Source organism: Crossiella sp. SN42 (assembly GCF_023897065.1).
GTDB lineage: Bacteria > Actinomycetota > Actinomycetes > Mycobacteriales > Pseudonocardiaceae > Crossiella.
The window spans coordinates 206,196-227,070 of record NZ_JAMHIV010000013.1 but is presented as its reverse complement, the minus strand read 5'-3'; the positions used below and the strand labels follow the sequence as shown (position 1 = coordinate 227,070).

27 protein-coding genes are annotated in these 20,875 nt (G+C 70.8%); 6 read left to right on the top strand and 21 right to left on the bottom strand.

Annotated elements, in window-relative coordinates; genetic code table 11:
- Both M8C13_RS17765 and M8C13_RS17760 read right to left on the bottom strand, forming a co-directional pair.
- Positions 1–359: hypothetical protein (locus M8C13_RS17765; protein ID WP_252481727.1), on the bottom strand; the 359-nt coding region annotated here is incomplete at its 3' end.
- A gap of 77 nt (positions 360–436) precedes the next feature.
- Positions 437–1,300, bottom strand: a complete 864-nt coding sequence (locus tag M8C13_RS17760) for a family 16 glycosylhydrolase (RefSeq protein WP_252481726.1) — start codon at positions 1,298–1,300, stop codon at positions 437–439.
- 196 nt (positions 1,301–1,496) lie between these two features.
- Here M8C13_RS17760 and M8C13_RS17755 point away from each other — a divergent pair, with 196 nt between their 5' ends.
- On the top strand, positions 1,497–1,721 hold the full coding sequence (locus M8C13_RS17755; protein WP_252481725.1) for a hypothetical protein: 225 nt from the start codon (positions 1,497–1,499) through the stop codon (positions 1,719–1,721).
- An 8-nt stretch (positions 1,722–1,729) separates the two neighbouring features.
- Here M8C13_RS17755 and M8C13_RS17750 read toward each other — a convergent pair whose 3' ends face one another.
- The 8 genes from M8C13_RS17750 to M8C13_RS17715 form a co-directional block, all read right to left on the bottom strand.
- Positions 1,730–1,969, bottom strand: coding sequence for a hypothetical protein (locus tag M8C13_RS17750; RefSeq protein WP_252481724.1), 240 nt, complete (start codon positions 1,967–1,969; stop codon positions 1,730–1,732).
- Positions 1,966–2,484: a helix-turn-helix domain-containing protein gene (locus M8C13_RS17745; protein ID WP_252481723.1), complete on the bottom strand. Its 519-nt coding sequence runs from the start codon at positions 2,482–2,484 to the stop codon at positions 1,966–1,968. Before M8C13_RS17745 ends, M8C13_RS17750 begins: the two co-directional genes overlap by 4 nt.
- A gap of 93 nt (positions 2,485–2,577) precedes the next feature.
- Complete coding sequence (locus M8C13_RS17740; protein ID WP_252481722.1) at positions 2,578–3,012, bottom strand: N-acetyltransferase; 435 nt, start codon at positions 3,010–3,012, stop codon at positions 2,578–2,580.
- Between the two features lie 55 nt (positions 3,013–3,067).
- Positions 3,068–3,961 carry an alpha/beta fold hydrolase gene (locus tag M8C13_RS17735; RefSeq protein WP_252481721.1) on the bottom strand — a complete coding sequence of 298 codons (894 nt, stop codon included), beginning with the start codon at positions 3,959–3,961 and terminating at the stop codon, positions 3,068–3,070.
- Positions 3,962–4,032: 71 nt separating this feature from the next.
- Positions 4,033–4,611: a TetR/AcrR family transcriptional regulator gene (locus tag M8C13_RS17730; protein WP_252481720.1), complete on the bottom strand. Its 579-nt coding sequence runs from the start codon at positions 4,609–4,611 to the stop codon at positions 4,033–4,035.
- A 43-nt stretch (positions 4,612–4,654) separates the two neighbouring features.
- Positions 4,655–5,095 (bottom strand): nitroreductase family deazaflavin-dependent oxidoreductase, encoded by a 441-nt coding sequence (locus M8C13_RS17725; RefSeq protein ID WP_252481719.1) that lies wholly within the window; start codon positions 5,093–5,095, stop codon positions 4,655–4,657.
- A 150-nt stretch (positions 5,096–5,245) separates the two neighbouring features.
- Positions 5,246–5,758: a DUF4232 domain-containing protein gene (locus M8C13_RS17720; RefSeq protein WP_252481718.1), complete on the bottom strand. Its 513-nt coding sequence runs from the start codon at positions 5,756–5,758 to the stop codon at positions 5,246–5,248.
- A gap of 124 nt (positions 5,759–5,882) precedes the next feature.
- A complete protein-coding gene (locus tag M8C13_RS17715) occupies positions 5,883–6,482 on the bottom strand; it encodes an HSP18 transcriptional regulator (RefSeq protein ID WP_252481717.1) in 600 nt (199 codons plus the stop codon).
- A gap of 101 nt (positions 6,483–6,583) precedes the next feature.
- Between M8C13_RS17715 and M8C13_RS17710 the strand changes: the two genes are divergently transcribed.
- Together M8C13_RS17710 and M8C13_RS17705 are read left to right on the top strand one after the other, a co-directional pair.
- Complete coding sequence (locus M8C13_RS17710; protein WP_252481716.1) at positions 6,584–7,027, top strand: Hsp20/alpha crystallin family protein; 444 nt, start codon at positions 6,584–6,586, stop codon at positions 7,025–7,027.
- A gap of 97 nt (positions 7,028–7,124) precedes the next feature.
- The gene (locus tag M8C13_RS17705; protein ID WP_252481715.1) at positions 7,125–7,271 is read left to right on the top strand and encodes a hypothetical protein; all 147 of its coding nucleotides are present in this window, start codon (positions 7,125–7,127) and stop codon (positions 7,269–7,271) included.
- On the opposite strand, the gene M8C13_RS17700 is transcribed toward M8C13_RS17705, so the two are convergent.
- Together M8C13_RS17700 and M8C13_RS17695 are read right to left on the bottom strand one after the other, a co-directional pair.
- Complete coding sequence (locus tag M8C13_RS17700; protein ID WP_252481714.1) at positions 7,261–8,367, bottom strand: calcium:proton antiporter; 1,107 nt, start codon at positions 8,365–8,367, stop codon at positions 7,261–7,263. The two genes, M8C13_RS17705 and M8C13_RS17700, sit on opposite strands and share 11 nt — an antisense overlap.
- A gap of 54 nt (positions 8,368–8,421) precedes the next feature.
- On the bottom strand, positions 8,422–9,741 hold the full coding sequence (locus M8C13_RS17695; protein WP_252481713.1) for a PLP-dependent aminotransferase family protein: 1,320 nt from the start codon (positions 9,739–9,741) through the stop codon (positions 8,422–8,424).
- Positions 9,742–9,802: 61 nt separating this feature from the next.
- Between M8C13_RS17695 and M8C13_RS17690 the strand changes: the two genes are divergently transcribed.
- Positions 9,803–10,570 (top strand): alpha/beta fold hydrolase, encoded by a 768-nt coding sequence (locus M8C13_RS17690; protein ID WP_252481712.1) that lies wholly within the window; start codon positions 9,803–9,805, stop codon positions 10,568–10,570.
- A gap of 34 nt (positions 10,571–10,604) precedes the next feature.
- Positions 10,605–11,126 carry an EF-hand domain-containing protein gene (locus tag M8C13_RS17685; protein ID WP_252481711.1) on the top strand — a complete coding sequence of 174 codons (522 nt, stop codon included), beginning with the start codon at positions 10,605–10,607 and terminating at the stop codon, positions 11,124–11,126.
- Between the two features lie 13 nt (positions 11,127–11,139).
- Here the strand turns inward: M8C13_RS17685 and M8C13_RS17680 are convergent, their stop codons facing one another.
- The 9 genes from M8C13_RS17680 to M8C13_RS17640 form a co-directional block, all read right to left on the bottom strand.
- Positions 11,140–12,300: a sialidase family protein gene (locus tag M8C13_RS17680; protein WP_252481710.1), complete on the bottom strand. Its 1,161-nt coding sequence runs from the start codon at positions 12,298–12,300 to the stop codon at positions 11,140–11,142.
- A 72-nt stretch (positions 12,301–12,372) separates the two neighbouring features.
- The gene (locus M8C13_RS17675; protein ID WP_252481709.1) at positions 12,373–12,792 is read right to left on the bottom strand and encodes a metal-sulfur cluster assembly factor; all 420 of its coding nucleotides are present in this window, start codon (positions 12,790–12,792) and stop codon (positions 12,373–12,375) included.
- On the bottom strand, positions 12,789–13,253 hold the full coding sequence (gene sufU / locus M8C13_RS17670) for a Fe-S cluster assembly sulfur transfer protein SufU (RefSeq protein WP_252481708.1): 465 nt from the start codon (positions 13,251–13,253) through the stop codon (positions 12,789–12,791). Before sufU ends, M8C13_RS17675 begins: the two co-directional genes overlap by 4 nt.
- A complete protein-coding gene (locus M8C13_RS17665) occupies positions 13,253–14,533 on the bottom strand; it encodes a cysteine desulfurase (protein ID WP_252481707.1) in 1,281 nt (426 codons plus the stop codon). Before M8C13_RS17665 ends, sufU begins: the two co-directional genes overlap by 1 nt.
- Before the next feature lie 80 nt (positions 14,534–14,613).
- A complete protein-coding gene (sufC, locus tag M8C13_RS17660) occupies positions 14,614–15,384 on the bottom strand; it encodes a Fe-S cluster assembly ATPase SufC (RefSeq protein ID WP_252481706.1) in 771 nt (256 codons plus the stop codon).
- Between the two features lie 28 nt (positions 15,385–15,412).
- Positions 15,413–15,739: a non-heme iron oxygenase ferredoxin subunit gene (locus M8C13_RS17655; protein WP_252481705.1), complete on the bottom strand. Its 327-nt coding sequence runs from the start codon at positions 15,737–15,739 to the stop codon at positions 15,413–15,415.
- The gene (gene sufD, locus M8C13_RS17650) at positions 15,736–16,911 is read right to left on the bottom strand and encodes a Fe-S cluster assembly protein SufD (RefSeq protein ID WP_252481704.1); all 1,176 of its coding nucleotides are present in this window, start codon (positions 16,909–16,911) and stop codon (positions 15,736–15,738) included. The genes M8C13_RS17655 and sufD overlap by 4 nt, the downstream gene beginning before the upstream one ends.
- The gene (sufB, locus tag M8C13_RS17645; protein ID WP_252481703.1) at positions 16,911–18,356 is read right to left on the bottom strand and encodes a Fe-S cluster assembly protein SufB; all 1,446 of its coding nucleotides are present in this window, start codon (positions 18,354–18,356) and stop codon (positions 16,911–16,913) included. The genes sufD and sufB overlap by 1 nt, the downstream gene beginning before the upstream one ends.
- Positions 18,353–19,156 carry a metalloregulator ArsR/SmtB family transcription factor gene (locus M8C13_RS17640; protein ID WP_252481702.1) on the bottom strand — a complete coding sequence of 268 codons (804 nt, stop codon included), beginning with the start codon at positions 19,154–19,156 and terminating at the stop codon, positions 18,353–18,355. Before M8C13_RS17640 ends, sufB begins: the two co-directional genes overlap by 4 nt.
- Positions 19,157–19,252: 96 nt before the next feature.
- Between M8C13_RS17640 and mptB the strand changes: the two genes are divergently transcribed.
- Positions 19,253–20,836 (top strand): polyprenol phosphomannose-dependent alpha 1,6 mannosyltransferase MptB, encoded by a 1,584-nt coding sequence (gene mptB, locus M8C13_RS17635; RefSeq protein WP_252481701.1) that lies wholly within the window; start codon positions 19,253–19,255, stop codon positions 20,834–20,836.
- Positions 20,837–20,875 lie beyond the last annotated feature (39 nt).

Here is a 20,875-nt window from a genome sequence, read left to right as displayed (position 1 = left end):
TCACGCGGCGCGGGCACCCAGCGGCCGGCGTCCCAGCCCGGGAAGCTCCGGCAGAAGTCCTCGACCGCCGCGCGCTGGCCGGGCACGCCGATGCCGGTCACCCGGAACCGGGCCGAGCGGTACCAGCAGGGCACCGGCCGGAAGTGCGAGTGCGCGTTGCCGTCGTAGTCCCGGTCCGAGGTGCCCACGCAGTCGTTGACCTGTGCGCTGGCCAGTCGCGGCGCGTTCTCCGGCGGCACGTCGCGCAGCGCGGGCTGGAGCAGGTACAGCCCGCCGACCAGGCAGGCGGCCAGCAGCACCAGCCAGAGATCGCGCGGCGGACGCCACCGACGCCGGGGTGAGCAGGACCCCTCGCTCATGACGCAAGGTTATCCCCCGGACACCGCCTGTGCGGTCCCACCCCGGTCAGGCCAGGACCGCACAGGCCATCAGCCGGTCAGCGCCACTCGAACACGCGGACGTAGTCCACGGTCAGCCGCTGCGGGAAGACGGTGCTGCCGTCGGGGTTGCCCGGCCAGTTCCCGCCCACCGCGAGGTTGAGGATCATGAAGAACGGGTGGTCGAACACCCACCGGCGCCCGCCGAGGTCCGCGGGGGTGCGGCGCTGGAACAGCTGACCGTCGACGAACCACTTGATGTCGGTCGGCGACCACTCGATGGCGAAGGTGTGGAAGTTCTGCGAGTACGGCCGCCCATCCGGCGAGGCCTTGCTCGCGCCGATGCCCTGGGCGCCGGAGTAGCCGGGCCCGTGGATGGTGCCGTGCACGGTGGTGGGCTCGCGGCCGATGTTCTCCATGATGTCGATCTCGCCGCAGTCCGGCCACCGGGTGCCGGGGAAGTTGTTGCCCAGCATCCAGAACGCGGGCCAGATGCCCTGGCCGTAGGGCAGCTTCATCCTGGCCTCGAACCGCCCGTAGGCCCGCTCGAACTTGCCCTTGGTCAGCAGCCGGGCCGAGGTGTAGTCACAGGCCCTGCCGTTCCAGCACTGGCCGTGGGTCTCCCGGCGCGCGGTGATCACCAGGTTGCCCGCGCCGTCGGTGGCCGCGTTGGAGGTCCGGTCGGTGTAGTACTGCAACTCGTTGTTGCCCCAGCCGTTGGCCTGGGCGTTGCCGATGTCGAAGTTCCACTTGTTCCGGTCCACCCCGCCGCCGTTGGGACCGTTGAACTCATCGCTCCACACCTGCGCCCAGGCGGCGGGCCCGGCCGTGGCGGGAACCGCTGGCGCGGAGACACCGACCGCGGCGAGGAGGGTGGCCAGCGCGACGGTGGCACGCAGCCGTCGGCTCGTCCTCGTTGACATGCAGCCTCCAGTTGAGGTCAGGGCACGCTCCCGAAGACTCCGAGAGAGCGCTCTCAACATGGCGGCGGACCACAATGCAAACCGTTGGGCCACTCCGCTGTCAATCCGTCGACCGTCTGGCGCAGCCCGGCTGGCCGGACGCCGGAGCCCGCCATTCCCTCTGGCAGGGGGTGGACAGACGGTTGATACTGGGTGAATGCATCGTGGTCCGGACCTGCCGCCGCCGTCGGAGCCCATCGACGTCGACGTCTACCAGCACCGCTGGCCGACCGCCGTGGAAAAAGCGGAGCTGTACGACGGAGTGCTGATCTTCCAGGGCCTCTTCGACGAACGCGACGTGCAGATCGCCGCCCGCGCCTACCCCGGCCGCCGGGTGGTGCTCGGCAGCGACAACTGCCTTGAGGTGCACCCGGCGAACTGAGCCGCGACTCAGCCCCCGCCCTGGCGGAACGGACGAAGCAGGTCCGCCACGGCGACCATGTCGTAGCGGTCCGCCAGCAGGTCCAGGAGTTCCGGCACGCTCCGCCGTGGACCGGTTCGCCCGGACCGGGCGGCGATCTTCCCGAGCGCGGTGACGGCTGCGACCGGCCGCAGCGCCACGGCGTCCGCGGCGAACTCCGCCGGCGACCGCACCTGGATGCCGGTCGGCACCGCCGCGGTGACGTTCACGGTTGCTCGCGTCGCCGCCTGCCGACCTCCCGACGGGCCGCGCGCAGCCTCAGCAGGGACGCCTCGAGGTCCTCGTCCTCATCCACCGCGGTGACCTCCAGCGCGGCGTACTGGGCGGCCCGACGGCGTTCGCGGTAGTCCAGCAGGTCGCGCAGCAGGACGCGGCGATGGCTGCCAACCCGCTCGAACGGGATCTCACCGCCGTCCAGCAACCTGATCACGGTCGGCCTGCTCACCCCGAGCAGTTCCGCGGCCTGCTGGGTGGTGAGCGTGGTCGAGACCGGGCTCACCGACACCGCGAGGCCGCTCTGCAACGCCTCGGCCACCTTCAGCAGCACTTGGTAGAGCTCAGCGGGCAACTCGACCCGGTCACCCGGTGTGGCGCCACTGAGGAAGCACGGCGGCCGTTCGCGCTCCACCGTCACATGCGCCAGCAGGAAGTCGCGCACATCCGCGACCCGCGCCCGCCCCTCGACCGGCGGCAGGTAGGTCTCCTGCTGCGAAGTCACCGTCATCACCACCTCCCAATCGAACAAAACGTAACACATTTCGTTTCGTTCGACTACCACCGGCCCCTTGCCCACCAACCCGGCGAACTGAGCCGCGACTCAGCCGAGCGGGAACCGGTACACCCGGGACTCGCGCGGCTGGAAGCCCAGCCGTTCGTACAGCCGGTTGGCCGCGCCGCGGGACGGGCGGGAGGTCAGGTCCACGGTCCGGGCGCCGGCCTCGCGCGCGATGCGCAGCGCCGCCTCGGTCAGCGCCGCGCCGACCCGCCGGCCGCGCGCGGCCTCGTCGACCACGACGTCCTCGATGCGCGCCCGCAGGCCGGAGGGCACCGGGAACATCACCAGCGTCAGCGTGCCCACGATCCTGCCGCCGCCGCGCGCCAGCAGGACCGTGTTGGTCTCACACGTTGCCAGGCGGACCAGCGCCGCGTGGTCGAGTGGCGCGGCCGAGGTGGACAACTGCGACAGCAGGCGGTCGAACGCCTCCCGCACCTCGTCGGTGACCTCGCCCAGCACCTCAACGCTGACACTCATGCCACGCAGGCTACTGATCACCCCACGGCGGAGGACCTCCCGACCGCGCCGCCGATCACTGGCCCGCGAAGAACCGGAGCAGTTCAGCCACCAGTCGCTCCGGCTGCTCCTCCGGCACGTAGTGCCCGCACTCCGGGATCTCCACCAACTCGTACTCGACAGCCTGCGCGGGCAGCGCGCGCACGGTGGCGTAGTGATATCCCTGCGCGCCACCGATGCCGAGCACCGGGGTGGTCAGCTTCGGGTAGCCGTGGTTGTCCGCGATGTCCTGCCGCCAGCTCTGGTACCAGCCGTTGCCCGCCGTGACGCGTCCCGGCCGGTCGTAGGCGCGGGCGTAGACGGTGCGGGCGTGGTCGTCGATCTTGTCTTGGTCCAGCAGCATGGCCTGGTAGAGCCAGTCAATGACGTGCCGGGAGCGGCCGCGCAGGAGCTGTTCGGGCAGGCCGTGCAGGTGGTTGAAGGCGAACCACCACGGGTGCACGCGGTCGGGGTGCGGGGGCAGCATCGGGATCTCGTTGAGGCTCTCGTCCGGGTGCGGCACGTCGATGAGCGCGATCCGGCTGACCGTCTCCGGGTGGTTGGCGGCCAGACTGTGCGCGACCATCGCGCCGATGTCGTGCCCGGCCACGGCCGCCCGCTCGAAGCCGAGGTGGCGGATCAGCTCGTGGATGTCGCGGGCCATCGTCTTCTTGTCGTAGCCGTCCTCGGCGATGGCCGAGCCGCCCATGCCGCGCAGGTCGACCGCGATCACCCGGTGCCGCTCGGCCAGCGCGGGCATGATCTTGCGGAACTGCCACCAGGTCTGCGGCCAGCCGGGCAGCAGCACCAGCGGGCTGCCCTGGCCGCCGTGCACGTAATGCAGCCGGGTGCCGTTGACCTCGGCGTGCTCGCTGCGGAACTCCCCCGGCAGCGAGGCGGCAAGAGCGGTGTCGGTGAACTGATCGATCACAGTAGTCTCCATTTTTCAGAATGAGCGTTCCAATAAAAGGGCAGCGCAAGACCGGCCCGAACCGGGGCCGGTCAGTCGAGCAAGGAGAGGGCCTGCGCGGCGGCGTCAGCCAGGCGGCGCGGGTCGGGTGTCTTGGCGATCACCCTGATGCCCTGCAGGAAGGTGACCAGGAACCGGGCCAGCGCCCGGGGATCCCGGTCCGCGGCCAGCTCGCCCTGGTCCTGGGCGCGGATCAGCGCGCCGGTGAGCACCCGCTCCAGGCCGTCCAGGCTGAGCTCGACGCGGCGCCCGGCCGCCGGGTCGCCGGGCAGCAGCTCCACCGCCGTGTTGGTGACCAGGCAGCCGCGTCTTTCCTGGTCCTGCAAGGAGTCCTGGACGTAGCGCCGCACCACGCCGCGCACCTCGGGCAGCACCGGACCGGCCTTGGACAGTCCACTGAGGATGATCGCGTCGGTGTCCTCGGCGTAGCGGTCCAGCGCGCGCAGGTACAGCTCGTGCTTACCGCCGAAGGTGGCGTAGATGCTGGCCCGGTTGACGCCGATGTGGTCGACGAGGTCCTGCATGGAGGTGGCCTCGTAGCCCTGCCGCCAGAACAGTTCCATCGCGGCCCGCAGCGCCACGTCCGGGTCGAACTCCTTGGTCCTGCCCATGGTCAGAACCGTAGCAGATTCCAGAACGCTTGGTCCAGTAAACTCAGTCCTGAACCGGTTCCAGCACGAACACCGGGATCTCCCGGTCGGTCTTCTCCTGGTACTCCGCGTACGGCGGGTAGGCGGCCACCGCGCGCTCCCACCACAGCGCCTTCTCCTCGCCGGTGACCTCGCGCGCGAGGTAGTCCTTGCGCACCGGACCGTCCTGGAGCTCCACCAGCGGCTCGGACTTGACGTTGAAGTACCAGACCGGGTGCTTGGGCGCGCCACCGAGCGAGGCCACCGCGGCGTAGGCCCCGTCGTGCTCCACCCGCATCAGCGGCGTCTTGCGGAGCTTGCCGGACTTGGTGCCCTTGGTGGTCAGGATGATCACCGGCAGGTCCATCATGGTGGTGCCCTTGGTGCCACCCGAGCTCTCGTACTCCTCGACCTGCTTGCGCACCCATTCGGTAGGGCTGGGCTCGTACTCGCCGGTCAGCGGCATGCCACTGATCCCTTCACCTCGACAGCGTCGGTCATCGGGGCAACACCGGAACCGATCTTGACTATTCCGGGCGGCGCCGAGGTTCACCCGCCAGGAGGCCGCCGCCGCGACCGGCCTGACCGAGGCAGGGTCTCGGTCAGGCGGCACCGCTCAGCTCTCGGCCGGACCGGCCTGCACGGGGCCGACGCGCAGGGTGTGCGCCTCGGCGAAGGCGTCCACCGGGCCCTGATTCCAGGGCAGCGTGGTGGAGCCGGGCCGCTGCGCCGGGAAGCCGACGGTGACGCTGGCCGGGGTCTGCTGCTGCTCGGGCGCGCCGATGCCGGTCCAGTGCAGCAGCACGTGCGCGGGCTTGCCCGAGGTGACGTAGACCGGCGTGGCCTCGCCGGCGTCCGGGACCACGGTGACGCTGGGCGCGCCGTTGAGGGTCACCGGCAGCGGGCCGGTCAGCTTGCACGAGTTGCCGGGCTTGGCGGTGAACTGCAGCGAGGCGTACCGCTGGCCGGCGCCGGGCGAGCCGGCCACCAGGGTGGTGTCCAGCTGTCCCGCCTGGCAGGGCTGGTCGGTGGGGTTGGCCAGCGCCACGCCCGCACCGAGCAGACCCACGGCGGCGGTGGCGGCGAGCGCGGCCCCTGCGGCGAGGCCACGCCGGAGAATGTTGTTCATGACGATCTCCTTTACAGAACGCGCTGTACACAGGAGAAGACGCCACAGGGTGATCTTGGTGCATTCCGGGTGACATGACAGACAGAGACGGGCGGCACGCGGCCACGAAGCGTATATGCGGCGGTCAGCGCCCCCTGGCCTCGGTGGCGTCCCGGCGCACCTGGTCCACGTGGTCGGAGATGGCCAGCACCCGCTCAGCCAGCCCCCGGTGCCCGCCGGTCAGGTACGGGTAGGCCTCGAGCAGGCTGGGCAGCAGCTTGGCGGTGTCGTCCTCGCCGAGCGCGTGGCCGACCCGGTCCAGCTGGGCCTGCCCGGCCCCGCCCAGCTCGCCCAGCGCGCTGACCTGCCCGGCCAGCTGGCGCAGCACCGCGGCGTTGCGCCGGGCCCAGGCGGCCACCGCGCGGTCGCCTGCGCGCTTGCCGCGTTCGGCGTCCACCCGGCCCTCCGCGGTGAGCCCGCCGGTGGCCGAGGGGCGCAGCCGGAGGAAGCGGCGTTCGGCGGCCTGTCTGCTGGCCACGCCCAGCGCGGGCGCGAGCGCGGCCCAGCTGGCGCCGTGCCCGCGGGCGGCGTTGATCAGCTCGGGCTCCCAGGCGCTCAGCTCCTCGCGCAGCTCGCGCAGGGCGGTGAGCGCGCCGAGCAGTCGCGGCACCTCGGCCTGGCCCGCTCGCGCGGCCAGCAGCACCTCGCGGATCTCGGCCAGCGCGGTCTCCGGGTTGTCGTTCATGACGTCATCTTACCGATGACACGCCACTTGTCATCACATCGATGACGCGCTACAGTGACGGTGCGCGTTGACACCAAACGGGGATCACAGGAGGTGGAACGATGTTGATGCGCACTGACCCGTTCCGGGAGTTCGACCGGCTCGCCCAGCAGTTCTTCGGCAGCCACCAGACCGGAACCTGGTCCCGTCCGACGGCGATGCCGATGGACGCCTGCCGGGTGGGCGATGAGTTCGTGGTGTCCTTCGACCTGCCGGGCGTTTCCGCGGACGCGATCGAGCTGGACGTGGAGCGCAACGTGCTGACCGTCAAGGCCGAGCGCCGTCCGGTGGTCACTGGCGACAACGTCGAGATGCAGGTCGCGGAGCGGCCGCTGGGCGTGTTCTCCCGCCAGCTGTTCCTCGGCGACACCCTGGACACCGAGCAGATCAAGGCTGACTACGAGGCAGGCGTGCTGACCCTGCGGATCCCGGTGGCCGAACAGGCCAAGCCGCGCAAGATCGCCATCGGCGGCGCGCAGGGCGACCGCAAGCAGATCAAGGCCTGATCCCGCGCACTGACGAACCGACACCGGGCGATGGTCCTGCGCGCGTCCAGCCGGGGCCATCGCCCGCTTTGGGCATTCTTATCCAGGAGGTGTGCCGATGCCGGCCGAGGAGCTCACCCTGCAAGAGGAAGAGATCGAGCGCAGGCAGGCCGCGGCGGGCGAGGAGCTGCGCCGCCGGGCGGCCCGGCGGCGCCGCGAGATCGATCGCTTGCTGGTGCGCATCGCGCACGCGGTCAGGGAGTGACCGCCAGGAACAGGAAGGCGCTGAACACCATCAGGTGCACCGCGCCCTGCAGCACGGTGGCCCGGCCGGAGACCAGGGTCAGCGTGCCCACCACGCCGGTGAGCGCGAGCAGCACCATCTCCTTGGCGCCCAGGCCCAGCACCAGCGGCCCGGTCAGCCAGATCGAGGCCACCGCGATGGCCGGGATGGTCAGGCCGATGCTGGCCAGCGCCGAGCCCAGCGCCAGGTTGAGGCTGACCTGGAGCCGGTCACGCAGCGCGGCGCGGACCGCGGCCACCGTCTCCGGCAGCAGCACCAGCAACGCGATCAGCAGACCCACCACCGTGCGCGGCGCGCCGAGGCCGTCCACCGCGGCCTCCAGCGCCGGGGACACCGCCTTGGCCAGGCCGACCACACTGACCAGGCACACCGCCAGCAGGCCCAGGCTCACCCACGCGGTGCGCGCGCTCGGCGCGGGGGCGTGCTCGTCGGGGGTGCTGTCGGTCTTGGGCAGGAAGTAGTCGCGGTGCCGCTTGGTCTGCACGAAGACGAACACGCCGTACATGGTCAGCGAGGCGACCCCGGCGAAGGCCAGCTGCGGACCGGTGAAGGTCGGCCCCGCGGAGCTGGTGGTGAAGGCAGGCAGCACCAGGCTCAGCGTGACCAGCGCCAGGGTGACCGCGAGCGCGCCACCGGAGGCGTGCGCGCGGAACTCCTGCACCCGGTGCCGCAGCGCGCCTGCCAGCAGCGCCAGCCCGACGATCCCGTTGCAGGTGATCATGATCGCGGCGAACACGGTGTCCCTGGCCAGGGTCGAGCTGTCCGGGCCGCCGGAGGACATCAGGGTGACGATCAGCGCGACCTCGATCACGGTCACCGCGATGGCCAGGATCAGCGTGCCGAAGGGCTCGCCGACCCGGTGCGCGACCACCTCGGCGTGGTGCACCGCGGCCACCACCGCCCCGCCGAGGGCGGCGCAGACGAGTATGAGCAGCACCGGGTTGAGGTCCCGGCCCCAGGACACCACCAGCAGCACCAGCGCCAGCGGCGGGACGAGCAGACTCCACCTGGGCAACGCGGCCGAGGTGTCGGGAGCGGTGTCGGTCGGCGGGTTCACACCTCGACCCTAATGTCCGGATTCCGTTCGCGCGCGGCCCAAGCCGGCCGTTGATCAGTCCACTGTGGTGTCCTCGGGCACACCGCGGCCCAGTTCGGCCAACACATCCAGGGCCGCGGCCAGTGCGCCGGGCGGCGGCGCGGACAGCGCGAGCCGCACCGCGTTCGGCGCGTGCCCCGGCACCACCGCGAAGGCCGCGGCCGGGGTGACCGCGATGCCCCTGCGGGCCGCGGCCGCGACGAAGGTCTCCGCCCGCCACGGCGCGGGCAGCCGCCACCACAGGTGGTAGGCGCCCGGGTCCACGCTCAGGTCGAACCCGGAAAGGTGTTGTGCGGCAAGGCGTTGCCGGTCCGCGGCGTCCGCGCGCTTGGCCGCCTCGATGGCCGCGGCCGTGCCGTCGCCGAGCCAGCGCCGGGCCGCGGCCATGGCGAAGGCGGCACCGGCCCAGGCCCCGGACCGCAGCGCCGCGGCCAGCCGGTCGGCCACGCCCGTTGGCGCCACGGCAAAACCCAGGGTCAACCCGGGGGCCAGCCGCTTGGACAGGCTGTCCACCAGCACGGCTCGCTCGGGCACCAGCGCGGCCAGCGGCGGCGACTCCGGCCGCAGGAAGCCGTAGATGCCGTCCTCGATCAGCGGAATGTCGTTGCGGCGCAACGCCTCGGCCACCTCCGCCCGGCGCGGGCCGGACATGGTCACGCCCAGCGGGTTGTGCAGGGTGGGTTGCAGGTAGACCGCGGCGAGTTCGGTCAGTCCGGCGGGCAGCACGCCGTGCTCGTCCATCGGCAGCGGCACCAGGGTGATGCCCAGGCGGGCCGCGATGCCCTTGACCACCGGGTAGGTCAGCGCCTCCACGCCCAGCCGCCCGCCGGTGGGCACCAGCGCGGAGATCGCCGCGGCCAGGCCCTGCCTTCCGTTGCCCGGGAACAGGATCTGCCCGGGATCGGGCGTCCAGCCGCCCCGGCTCAGCGCCGCCGCGGCCGCCTCGCGCAGCTCCGGATCGCCGGTCACGCCCACCGGACGCAGCGCCCCGGCCAGAGCCTCCGGCCGGGCCAGTCCGGCCAGCGCGGCGGCCAGCCGCTCGGGCTGGCCGGGCAGGACCGGGAAGTTCAGCTCCAGGTCCACCGGCGCGGCGGCCGGTTCGGCCAGCGCGGGCGTCACCCCCGGCCCGGCCGCGCGCACGAAGGTGCCCCGCCCGACCTCGCCGGTGACCAGCCCGCGCCGCACCAGCTCCCCGTACACCCTGGCCGCGGTGGAGGGGGCCAGCCCGCGCCGCCGGGCGAACTGGCGCTGCGGCGGCAGCCGGTCCCCCGGCTTCAGCCGCCCGCTGGCGATGTCGGCCGCGATCCGGTCCGCGATCACCCGGTAGTCCCGCATCATTGCTCCGAGCACATTGTTTTCATTGCACCGACTCAGTGCTCCGCCTAGCGTCCCACCCATGGAACTGAGCTTCAACGACCAGGGCTCCGGCGAGCCGGTCCTGCTGGTGCACGGCCACCCCTTCGACCGCTCGATGTGGCAGCCACAGGTCACCCATCTCACCGCCCTCGGCTACCGAGTGATCACCCCTGACCTGCGCGGATACGGGGCCAGCCCGGTGGTCCCCGGTGTCACCGGCCTGAACGTCTTCGCCGCCGACCTGGCCGGGCTGATGGACCGCCTCGGCATCGAGGACTTCGTGCTGGGCGGCCTGTCCATGGGCGGGCAGATCGTGCTGGAGTGCTACCGGCTGTTCCCGCACCGCGTGCGCGCCCTGCTGCTGGCCGACACCTTCGCCGAGGCCGAGACCGCCGAGGGCAAGGCCGGCCGCAACGCCCAGGCCGACCGGCTGCTGCGCGAGGGCATGGCCGGCTACGCCGAGGAGGTGCTGTCCAAGATGATCGCGCCGCAGGCCCCGCCCGAGGTGGCCGCGCACGTGCTGCGCATGATGCGCGCCGCTCCGCCCGAGGGCGCGGCGGCGGCCCTGCGCGGCCGCGCCGAACGCCCGGACTACCGGCCGCTGCTGCCCACGATCACCGTGCCCGCCCTGGTGGTGGTCGGCAGCGCCGATGAGTTCACCCCGGTCCGCGACGCCCGCACCATCCAGCAGGGCATCCCCGGCGCCACCCTGGTCGTCATCGAGGGCGCGGGCCACCTGCCCAACCTGGAACGCCCGGCCGAGTTCAACACCGCCCTGACGGACTTCCTGACCACCCACCTGGCCTAACCCGACCGGCCAGTCCTCACATTACCGTCGTCGCATGGCCTCTGACCTGCAACGACGCAAGATCAACGGCGTTTTCGCGGCAATGGACGCCGACGGCGACGGTTTCCTGGAGGAGCGCGACTTCCAGGCCCTGGCCACCCGCTGGAGCCGGCTGCGCGGCCCCGGCGACCACCAGCGCCTGGCGCAGATCATGCTCGGCTGGTGGTCCACCCTGCTGGCCGCCTCGGATGAGAACCGGGACAACAAGGTCACCCTGGAAGAGGTGCTGCTGGTGGTCGACCAGCTGCCCGCCATGCCCGAGGCGGTCATCGCGACCGCGGAGGCCATGTTCGAGGCGGTGGATGAGAACCGGGACGGCCTGATCTCCGCCGATGAGTACCGCCAGCTGATCGAGGCCTGGAACGGCCGCCCCACCGACACCGGCCCGGTCTTCCCCGCCCTGGACACCGACGGCGACGGCTGCCTCTCCCGCGCCGAGTTCAGCGAGCTGTGGCTGGAGTTCTGGGCCGGGGACGACGCGAACGCCCCCGGCACCCTGGTCTTCGGTCCGGTCTAGTAGTCGGCCCGGTCTAGTAGTCGGTGGCGTGGCTCTCCACGACCCAGAGCGTGCCGCCGTAGGTGGGGTCCCCGCCGACGCCGGTCTTCGGCTTGGCGTTGTAGCCCAGCGTCAGGAAGGTCCCGTTGGCGATCTCCACACTGGACGGGTTGGCCTGGTCGTACACGCCGGAGTTGTAGATCGGCACGACCTTGCCCTTGGTCCAGTTCGCGGTGGGGTTGCTGATCATCATGCCCACCGTGGGCCGCCCGGTGCGGGACCGGTCGCCGTAGGTGAACAGCAGCTTGCCGCTGGCGGTCTTGAGCAGGTGGTGCGAGCTGGCCAGCACGTCGCTGAAGCTCTGGTAGCTGTACTGCGGGGTGGCGGTGTAGGGGTTCCAGCGCACCACGATCGCCGGGGAGGGGTCCCTGGCTTCGACGCCCGGCCTTGCCTGCTCGGCCCGCACCACCGCGACCACCTGGTCGCCGTACTGCACGAAGCTCGGCTCGCCGTACCACCGGCCCGCCGGGTTGCCGTTGGCGATCATCTGGTGCATCGAGGCCACCTGCAAGGCGGGGTTGACCCCCGGCAGGTAGGTGGCCCGGATGAAGTGCGCGCCGGCCTTGTGCCCGGCCGAGGACTCGCTGACGGTGTAGACCGGCAGCAGCACCTGGTTGACCTGGGATCCGCGGTTGGCCAGCACGAGCGGGCTGCCGTGGCTGAGCAGCCCGACCTCGACGTCGGGCACCTCGATCAGCTTCGGGGGGCTGAAGTGGGCCTCGCCGGGTGTCCACATCGAGTAGTAGACCTGGCCGCGGCCCGCCACGAAGAAGGTCAGCATCACCCGGCCGTCCGGCATCAGCGCCAGCTTGGGGTCGCGGGTGTCCACTGTGCCCAGGGTGCCTGGCCACAGCGCGGAGACGGGCTCGCTCCAGCTCCGGCCGTTGGCGGTGCCGATCGACATCCGGATGGTGCCCAGCACCTCCTCGTGCGCCGTGGCCCGGTGCCACACCGCCAGCAGCCGGTTGTCCCGCAGCTTCAGCAGGTCCGGGAACCGTGCCTCGTACGCACCCGGCTCCCGCACGATGTCGCCCACAATGCCCGCCGCGGCCGTCGCCGGCTGCGCCAGCAACCCGGTCAGCAGCACCGGCGCGAGCACAACCCCCAGCACGCGCCGCCAGAGAACTCCGGTCATCCCTGTCCTCTCCAGAAAACGCGCCACCGCCCGGCACGGGAGTCCGTGCCGGGCGGTGGCGAAAAATGATTGTCAGACGGTGAAACCGAGTGCGCGCAGCTGCTCGCGACCGTCGTCAGTGATCTTGTCCGGACCCCACGGCGGCATCCACACCCAGTTGATCCGCACGTCGTCCACCAGGCCCGGCCCGGTGAGCACCGCGCGGGTCTGGTCCTCGATGACGTCGGTCAGCGGACAGGCCGCGGAGGTCAGCGTCATGTCGATGATGGCGACGTTGTCCTCTTCCACGTGGATCCCGTAGACCAGGCCCAGGTCGACCACGTTGATGCCCAGCTCGGGGTCGACCACATCGCGCATGGCCTCCTCGACGTCGGCGATCAGGGGCAGCTCCGCCTTCTGCTCGGCTGGCGGCTCCGGCATCCCGGCCACCCCCCGCTGCACGTCCTGCTCCTGGACTTCCTGCTCTTGGACCTTCTGCTCCTCGGCGCTCATCGTGCACCGGCTCCTTCCCCGACGACCTGCGCCACCGCGTCCTTGAATGCCATCCAGCCCAGCAGCGCGCACTTCACGCGCGCCGGGTACTTGGCTACCCCGGCGAAGGCGATGCCATCCTCCAGCACATCCTCATCCGGTTCCACCTTGCCACGGCCCTGCATCAGCTCGCGGAAGGCCTCGTGCTTGGTCAGCGCCGACTCCACCGTGGTGCCCACCACCAGATCGGTCAGCACCGAGGTGGCGGCCTGGCTGATGGAGCAGCCCTGCGCGTCGTAGGAGACGTCGACGATCTTGGCCTCGCGGCCCTGACCCTCCAGCTGCACGCGCAGGGTGACCTCGTCGCCGCAGGTCGGGTTCACGTGGTGCACCTCGGCCTGGAACGGCTCACGCAGGCCGCGCAGGTGCGGGTTCTTGTAGTGGTCCAGGATGATCTCCTGGTACATCTGCTGCAGCTGCATCAGGCGCTCACCCCGAAGAACCGCTGCGCCTCGCGCACCCCGTCCAGCAGCGCCTGGACCTCATCCGGCGTGTTGTACAGGTAGAAGCTGGCGCGCACGGTCGCGGCCACGCCCAGCGCGCGGTGCAGCGGCCACGCGCAGTGGTGCCCGACCCTGACCTCCACGCCCAGGCTGTCCAGCACCTGGCCGGCGTCGTGGGCGTGCACCCCGTCGATGACGAAGGACACCGCGCCGCCGCGGTCCACCGCCTCCGCCGGCCCGATGATCCGCACGCCGGGGATCTCCTTGAGCCCGGCCAGCGTCAGCTCGGTGAGGTGGTGCTCGTGCGCGGCGACGTTGTCCATGCCCACCGCGTTGAGGTAGTCCACCGCCGCGCCCAGCCCGATCACCTGCGAGGTCATCGGCACGCCTGCCTCGAACCGCTGCGGCGGCGGGGCGTAGGTGGAGCCCTCCATCTTGACCAGCTCGATCATCGAGCCGCCGGTGATGAACGGGGGCATCGCGGAAAGAAGCTCGTGCCGTCCGTAGAGCACACCCACTCCGGACGGCCCGAGCATCTTGTGCCCGGAGAAGACCGCGAAATCCACTCCGAGCGCCTGGAAGTCCACCGGGGCGTGCGGCACCGACTGGCAGGCGTCCAGCACGGTGAACGCGCCCACCTCCCGTGCCTTGGCCACGATGGCGCTGACCGGGTTGACCGTGCCCAGCACGTTCGACTGGTGCGTGAAGGCCACCACCCGGGTGTTGTCATTGATCAGTTCGTCCACATCGGACAGGTCGAGCCTGCCGTCCGCGGTGACGCCGAACCAGCGCAGGGTCGCGCCGGTGCGGCGGCAGAGTTCCTGCCAGGGCACCAGGTTCGCGTGGTGTTCCATCTCCGTCACCAGGATCTCGTGACCGGGACCGACCATGAACCTGGCCGCCTCAGAACCGGAGGTGGCCGCGTTGCTCATCGCGTAGGCCACCAGGTTGACGCCCTCGGTGGCGTTCTTGGTGAACACCACCTCCTCGACGCCGGCGCCGATGAACGCGGCGATCTTGGCCCGCGCCTCCTCATAGGCGTCGGTGGCCTCCTCAGCCAGCTGGTGCGCGCCGCGGTGCACGGCGGCGTTGCTGGTCTCCAGGAAGCGCCGCTCGGCGTCGAGCACCTGACGCGGACGTTGGGAGGTGGCCCCCGAGTCGAGGTAGACCAGCCGTTTGCCGTCGCGCACGGTCCGGCCCAGGATGGGGAAGTCGGCCCGGATGGCGGCGACGTCCAAAGGTGCGGCAACAGCTGTCACAGGGAGCCGCCTCCTTTCGCTGTCCGCATGTGGTGGTGGGTGTCAGTACGGGAAACCGTTGCCGATCAAGGGAAATTCCCTCAGAGGGCAGCGGCCTCCGGCTTGCCCGCGTAGCGGACGTAGCCCTCGTTCTCCAGGCGCTCGGCCAGCTCCGCGCCGCCGGACTCGACGATGCGGCCGCCGGCGAAGACGTGCACGAAGTCGGGGCTGATGTGCTTGAGGATCCGGGTGTAGTGGGTGATCAGCAGCACGCCCACCTCACCGTCGGCCTTGAACCGGTTCACGCCCTCGGAGACCACGCGCAGCGCGTCGACGTCCAGGCCGGAGTCGGTCTCGTCCAGCACCGCGATCTTCGGCTTGAGCAGCGCCAGCTGCAGGATCTCGTGGCGCTTCTTCTCACCGCCGGAGAAGCCCTCGTTGACCGAACGCTCGGCGAAGGTCGGGTCGATGTCCAGGTCGGTCATCGCCGCCTTGACCTCCTTGACCCAGTGGCGGACCGCGGGGGCCTCGCCACGGACCGCGGTGGCCGCGGTGCGCAGGAAGTTGGACATGGACACGCCGGGCACCTCGACCGGGTACTGCATGGCGAGGAACAGGCCGGCGCGGGCGCGCTCGTCCACGCTGAGCTCCAGCACGTCCTCACCGTCGAGCAGCACCGAGCCGCTGGTGATCACGTACTTGGGGTGCCCGGCGATGGCGTAGGCCAGGGTGGACTTGCCGGAGCCGTTGGGCCCCATGATCGCGTGGGTCTCGCCGGCCTTCACCGTGAGGTTGACACCCTTGAGGATCTCCTTGTTCCCCTCATTGGTGACGACCTCTGCGTGCAGGTCCTTGATCTCCAGAGTAGCCATGGTCTTTCGTTTCTCCTGGTGGAAGCAGTCAGCGGTTCGTGGGGGTGGCCGGGTCCACGTAGACCTCGCCCTCGCGCACGCTCACCGCGTACACGTCGATCGGGTCGCTGGCCGGCGGGGTCAGCGGCTCGCCGGTGCACAGGTCGAAACCCGCACCGTGCAGCCAGCACTCGATGGCGCCGTCACTGACCTCGCCACCGTCGCTCAGGGTGACCTCGGCGTGCGAGCAGACATCGTGCAGCGCGTGCACCTGCTCGCCGAGGCGGACCAGCACGACCGGCGTGCCGTCCACCTCGGTGCCGTACGGTTTGCCCTCGGCCAGCTCGGCCAGCGGGCACACCCTGAACTCGGTCATGCGCCGACCGCCTCGAGCTCTGCCTCGATGGCGGCCTCAAGGCGCTCGCGGACCTCGGGCACGGTGATCTTGGCGAGGATCTCGCTGAAGAACCCGCGCACCACCAGCCGTCGCGCCTGCTCGACCGGGATACCCCGCGCCTGCAGGTAGAACAGCTGCTCGTCGTCGAAGCGGCCGGTCGCCGACGCGTGGCCCGCGCCCTCGATCTCGCCGGTCTCGATCTCCAGGTTCGGCACCGAGTCGGCGCGCGCCCCGTCGGTCAGCAGCAGGTTGCGGTTGAGCTCGTAGGTGTTGGTCGCCTCCGCGCTCGCCCGGATCAGCACGTCGCCGATCCACACCGTGTGCGCGCCCTCGCCCTGCAGCGCGCCCTTGTAGACCACGTTGGACCGGCAGTGCGAGGCCGAGTGGTCGACGAAGAGCCGGTGCTCCAGGTGCTGGCCCGCGTCGGCGAAGTAGACGCCGAGCATCTCCGCGTCGCCGCCGGGACCGTCGTAGGTCACCGTCGGGGACAACCGGACCAGGTCGCCGCCCAGGGTCACGGCGGTGTGCCGGAGCACCGCGTCGCGGCCGAGCTTGGCGTGGTGGCTGGCCACGTGCACCGCGTCGTCGGCCCAGTCCTGCACCGAGACCACGGTCAGCTTGGCGCCGTCACCGACGACGATCTCCACGTTCTCCGCGTAGACGCCGGAGCCGCGGTAGTCCAGCACCACGATGCCCTCGGCGAAGGCCTCGGCGCGCAGCTGGATGTGCCCGTAGGCGGTCTTGTCCGCACCCGCGCCGGTCACCGTGACGATGGTGGCCGTGGTGGCCTTGGTGTCCTTCGGGAAGGTCACCAGGGTCGCCGACGGGTAGGAGCACCAGGCCTGGGCCGCGACCCGGTCGGCGGGCACGCCGGCCACGCCGAGTCGGGTGTCCCCGCGCTCGATGGTCTCGACGTTCACCTCGGGCGCGGCGGTGACCTCGACCGTGGTGGTCCCGTTGGCCGGGGCCGAACCGTCGTGCAGGTTGCGCAGGCGCTTGAGCGGGGTGAACCGCCACAGCTCCTCACGGCCGGTGGGCACCTCGAACGCGTTGACGTCGAACGAGGAGAACCACTCCGCGCGGGAGGCGTCAGGGACCACCGCACCCGCCCCGTGCGAGTGCGGCGTCACCCCTTCAACAATCGCAGTCATCAGCCGACTGCCCCTTCCATCTGCAGCTCGATCAGGCGGTTGAGCTCAAGGGCGTACTCCATGGGCAGCTCGCGCGCGATGGGCTCGACGAACCCGCGCACCACCATCGCCATGGCCTCGTCCTCGGTCAGGCCGCGGGACATCAGGTAGAACAGCTGGTCCTCGCTGACCTTGGACACCGTGGCCTCGTGCCCCATGGACACGTCGTCCTCGCGGACGTCGACGTAGGGGTAGGTGTCCGAGCGGCTGATCTGGTCGACCAGCAGCGCGTCGCACTTCACCGTCGAGGCGGAGTGGTGCGCGCCCTTGTTGACCCTGACCAGGCCGCGGTAGGAGGTGCGGCCGCCGCCACGGGCCACCGACTTCGACACGATGGTCGAGGAGGTGTGCGGGGCGAGGTGGGTCATCTTGGCGCCGGCGTCCTGGTGCTGGCCCTCGCCGGCGAAGGCGATGGAGAGCACCTCGCCCTTGGCGTGCGGGCCCATCAGCATGACGGCCGGGTACTTCATGGTCACCTTGGAGCCGATGTTGCCGTCGATCCACTCCATGGTCGCGCCCTCTTCGGCCTTGGCGCGCTTGGTGACCAGGTTGTAGACGTTGTTCGACCAGTTCTGGATCGTCGTGTAGCGGCAGCGGCCGCCCTTCTTCACGATGATCTCCACGACCGCGGAGTGCAGCGAGTCGGAGGAGTAGATCGGGGCGGTGCAGCCCTCGACGTAGTGGACGTAGGCGTCCTCGTCGACGATGATCAGCGTCCGCTCGAACTGGCCCATGTTCTCGGTGTTGATCCGGAAGTAGGCCTGCAGCGGGATGTCCACCTTGACGCCCTTGGGCACGTAGATGAACGAGCCACCGGACCACACGGCGCCGTTGAGCGCGGAGAACTTGTTGTCCCCGTGCGGGATCACCGAGCCGTAGTACTCCTGGAACAGCTCAGGGTGCTCCTTGAGCGCGGTGTCGGTGTCCTGGAAGATGACGCCCTGCTCCTCCAGGTCCTCGCGGATCTGGTGGTAGACGACCTCGGACTCGTACTGCGCGGCGACACCGGCGACCAGGCGCTGCTTCTCCGCCTCCGGGATGCCCAGGCGGTCGTAGGTGTTCTTGATCTCCTCGGGCAGTTCCTCCCAGCTGGTGGCCTGCTTCTCCGTGGAGCGCACGAAGTACTTGATCGAGTCGAAGTTGATCCCGGTGAGGTCGGCGCCCCAGTGCGGCATCGGCTTGCGCTCGAAGAGCTTCAGGCCCTTGAGCCGGGACTCCAGCATCCACTCGGGCTCACCCTTGCGCGCGGAGATGTCGCGAACGACCTCCTCGCTCAGGCCACGTCGAGCGGTCTCGCCGGCCGTGTCCGAGTCGGCCCAGCCGTACTCGTAACGACCAAGGGTGGCGAGCGTCTCCTCCTGGGTCATGGGCTCCGTGGTGGGACGCTGCTCGGCAGCGGCAGTCATGCGGGCTCCCCTCCGTCCGGGATCCGTGCGGTCTGGCCCGGCACCGGTTTCTCGGCCGGTTCCGGACGCGTGGTGGTGGTGCCCGCCGTCGGCGGGACCGGGTCGTTCTGGGAAACCGCCACGGGGATCAGCGGCAGGTGCGTGGTGCACACCGCGTCTCCCCTGGCGATGGTCGCCAGGCGCTGCACGTGCGATCCGAGCAGCTCGGCGAACGCCGTGGTCTCGGCCTCGCAGAGCTGCGGGAACTCGGCAGCGACGTGCGCGACCGGGCAGTGGTGCTGGCAGAGCTGCTCACCGTGGCCGACGCGGCGCGTCGAGGCAGCGTAACCCTCGCTGCTCAGCGCCTGCGCGAGGGCCTCGGCCCTGCGCACCGGGTCGGAAATGGACAACACGACCTCGCGGTGCCGGTCCACCAGGGTGGCGATCCGGCGCTCGGCGAAGGCGCGTACCGCGTCCTCCCCGCCGAACTCGGCGAGGTAACGCAGCGCGGCCACGGCCAGGTCGTCGTAGGCGTGCCCGAACTGCGCGCGGCCACTCTCAGTGAGCAGGAACAGCTTGGCCGGGCGGCCCCGTCCCCTCGGCTGACGCCGCGAGGCCTCCCTGGTGCTCACTTCCTTGTCGGCCAGCAGCGCGTCCAGGTGCCTGCGCACCGCGGCCGGGCTGAGGCCGAGCTCCTCGGCGATGCTCATGGCGGTCATCGGCCCCTGCTCCAGCAGCTGCTTGGCGACCGCCTGCCGGGTGCGCCCATCAGCACGTTCCGCCTCGTGGGCGGACCGCTGCGGGGTCCCGGCGTTTTTCACAACACAAGTCTTGCTTATTTCCCCGCAACCGGCAAAGGCGGGGTGGCGGGAGGTGACCCGACTCACCCCCCACGCCTACGCACTACCCTTCCGGACGTGGCGTCCGGCGAGGTGGGCAGTGGTGTCAGTGGATCAGTGGTGGAAGGGCGACCGGCAGAACTAGGCCGGTCCAGCCACGGCCGTCCGGCCGGGCTGAACGAGGCCGAACGACGGCAGCTGGACCTGGTGCGCCGGTTCGGCACCCTCGGCTCGCTGCTGATGGCCGCGGGGGCGATCGGCGCAGGCGCCGCGCCGGTGGTCAACCCGTTCCAGGACTTCCCGGTGCTCAACCTGTTCATCCGGGTGGGCACGGTGTCCATGGCCGCGGTCTACACCGGCATGGGCCTGCTGATCGTGTCCTGGCTGTGGCTGGGCCGCTTCGCCAGCCCGGGCCGGGCGCGGCTGGTCTCCCGCTCGCAGATGGACCGCACGCTGATGATGTGGCTGGTCCCACTGAGCCTGTCGCTGCCGATGTTCAGCCGGGACGTCTACAGCTACCTGGCCATCGGCGAGATGGCCGCACGCGGCTTCGACCCCTACACCCAGGGCCCGGCCGAGACCCTCGGCGTGGACCACCCGCTGACCAGGGGCGTGCCCAACATCTGGCGGGACACGCCCTCCCCGTACGGGCAGGTCGGCCTGGCCATCGGCCGCGGCATCGCCAGCCTGGTCGGCGACCACCTGATGGTCGGCATCCTGCTGCACCGCCTGCTCGCCCTGGCCGGCATCGCGATGATCGTGTGGGCGCTGCCCCGCCTGGCCCGCCGCTTCGGGGTGCCCCCGGTGGCCGCGCTCTGGCTCGGCGCCGCCAACCCGCTGGTGCTGTTCCACCTGGTCAGCGGCGTGCACAACGAGGCGCTGGCGATCGGCCTGATGCTCGCGGGCTTCGAGCTGGCGCTGTCCCGCTCGGTCATCCTGGGCACTGTGATCATCACCACCGCGGCGCTGGTGAAGCTGCCCGCGGTGCTCGCGCTGGGCTTCCTCGGCGCGGTGCTGGCCCGCCGGATGGGCGGGGAGTTCCGCGACCTGGTGCGTGTCACAATCAAGCTGCTGATCGTCTTCGGCCTCACCCTGGCGGCCTTGACGCTGGTCACCGGCATCGGGTTCGGCTGGATAGGCGCGCTGGACGTGCCCAACATCGTCAAGACGTTCAAGTCCCCGACCACCGCCCTGGGCATGGCCGCGGGCGGCATCGGCATCCTGCTCGGCGTCGGCAACCACATCGACTCGGCCATCCTGATCGGCCGCGGCCTGGGCTACGTGATCATCGCGATCATCTGCGCCGCGCTGCTGTGGATCGCCTTCCGCACCCGCCAGCCCGGCCGCAACTCGCTGACCGCGCTGGGCATCGCGCTGGGCTGCGTGATGCTGCTGGGCGCGGTGGTGCACCCCTGGTACATGATCTGGGCCGCCATCCCGCTGGCCGCGGCGACGAACTCGCGCCGGTTCCGCACCGCGGCCATCGTGCTCAGCATCGTGCTCGCCGTGCCCGACCCGCCACCTGGCATGACCTACGAGGGCCGCGCCTACGTCATCCCGCTGTCGGTGATCGCCGGCCTGATCATGTGCGCCCTGCTGGTCTGGGCGGTCCGCAAGCACATGCCCGAACCCAACAACGGCCGGAAGCGTGTCCTGTTCTGAAACCCGCCGTCCGGGTGACCCCGCTCTCGGCCTAGGCTT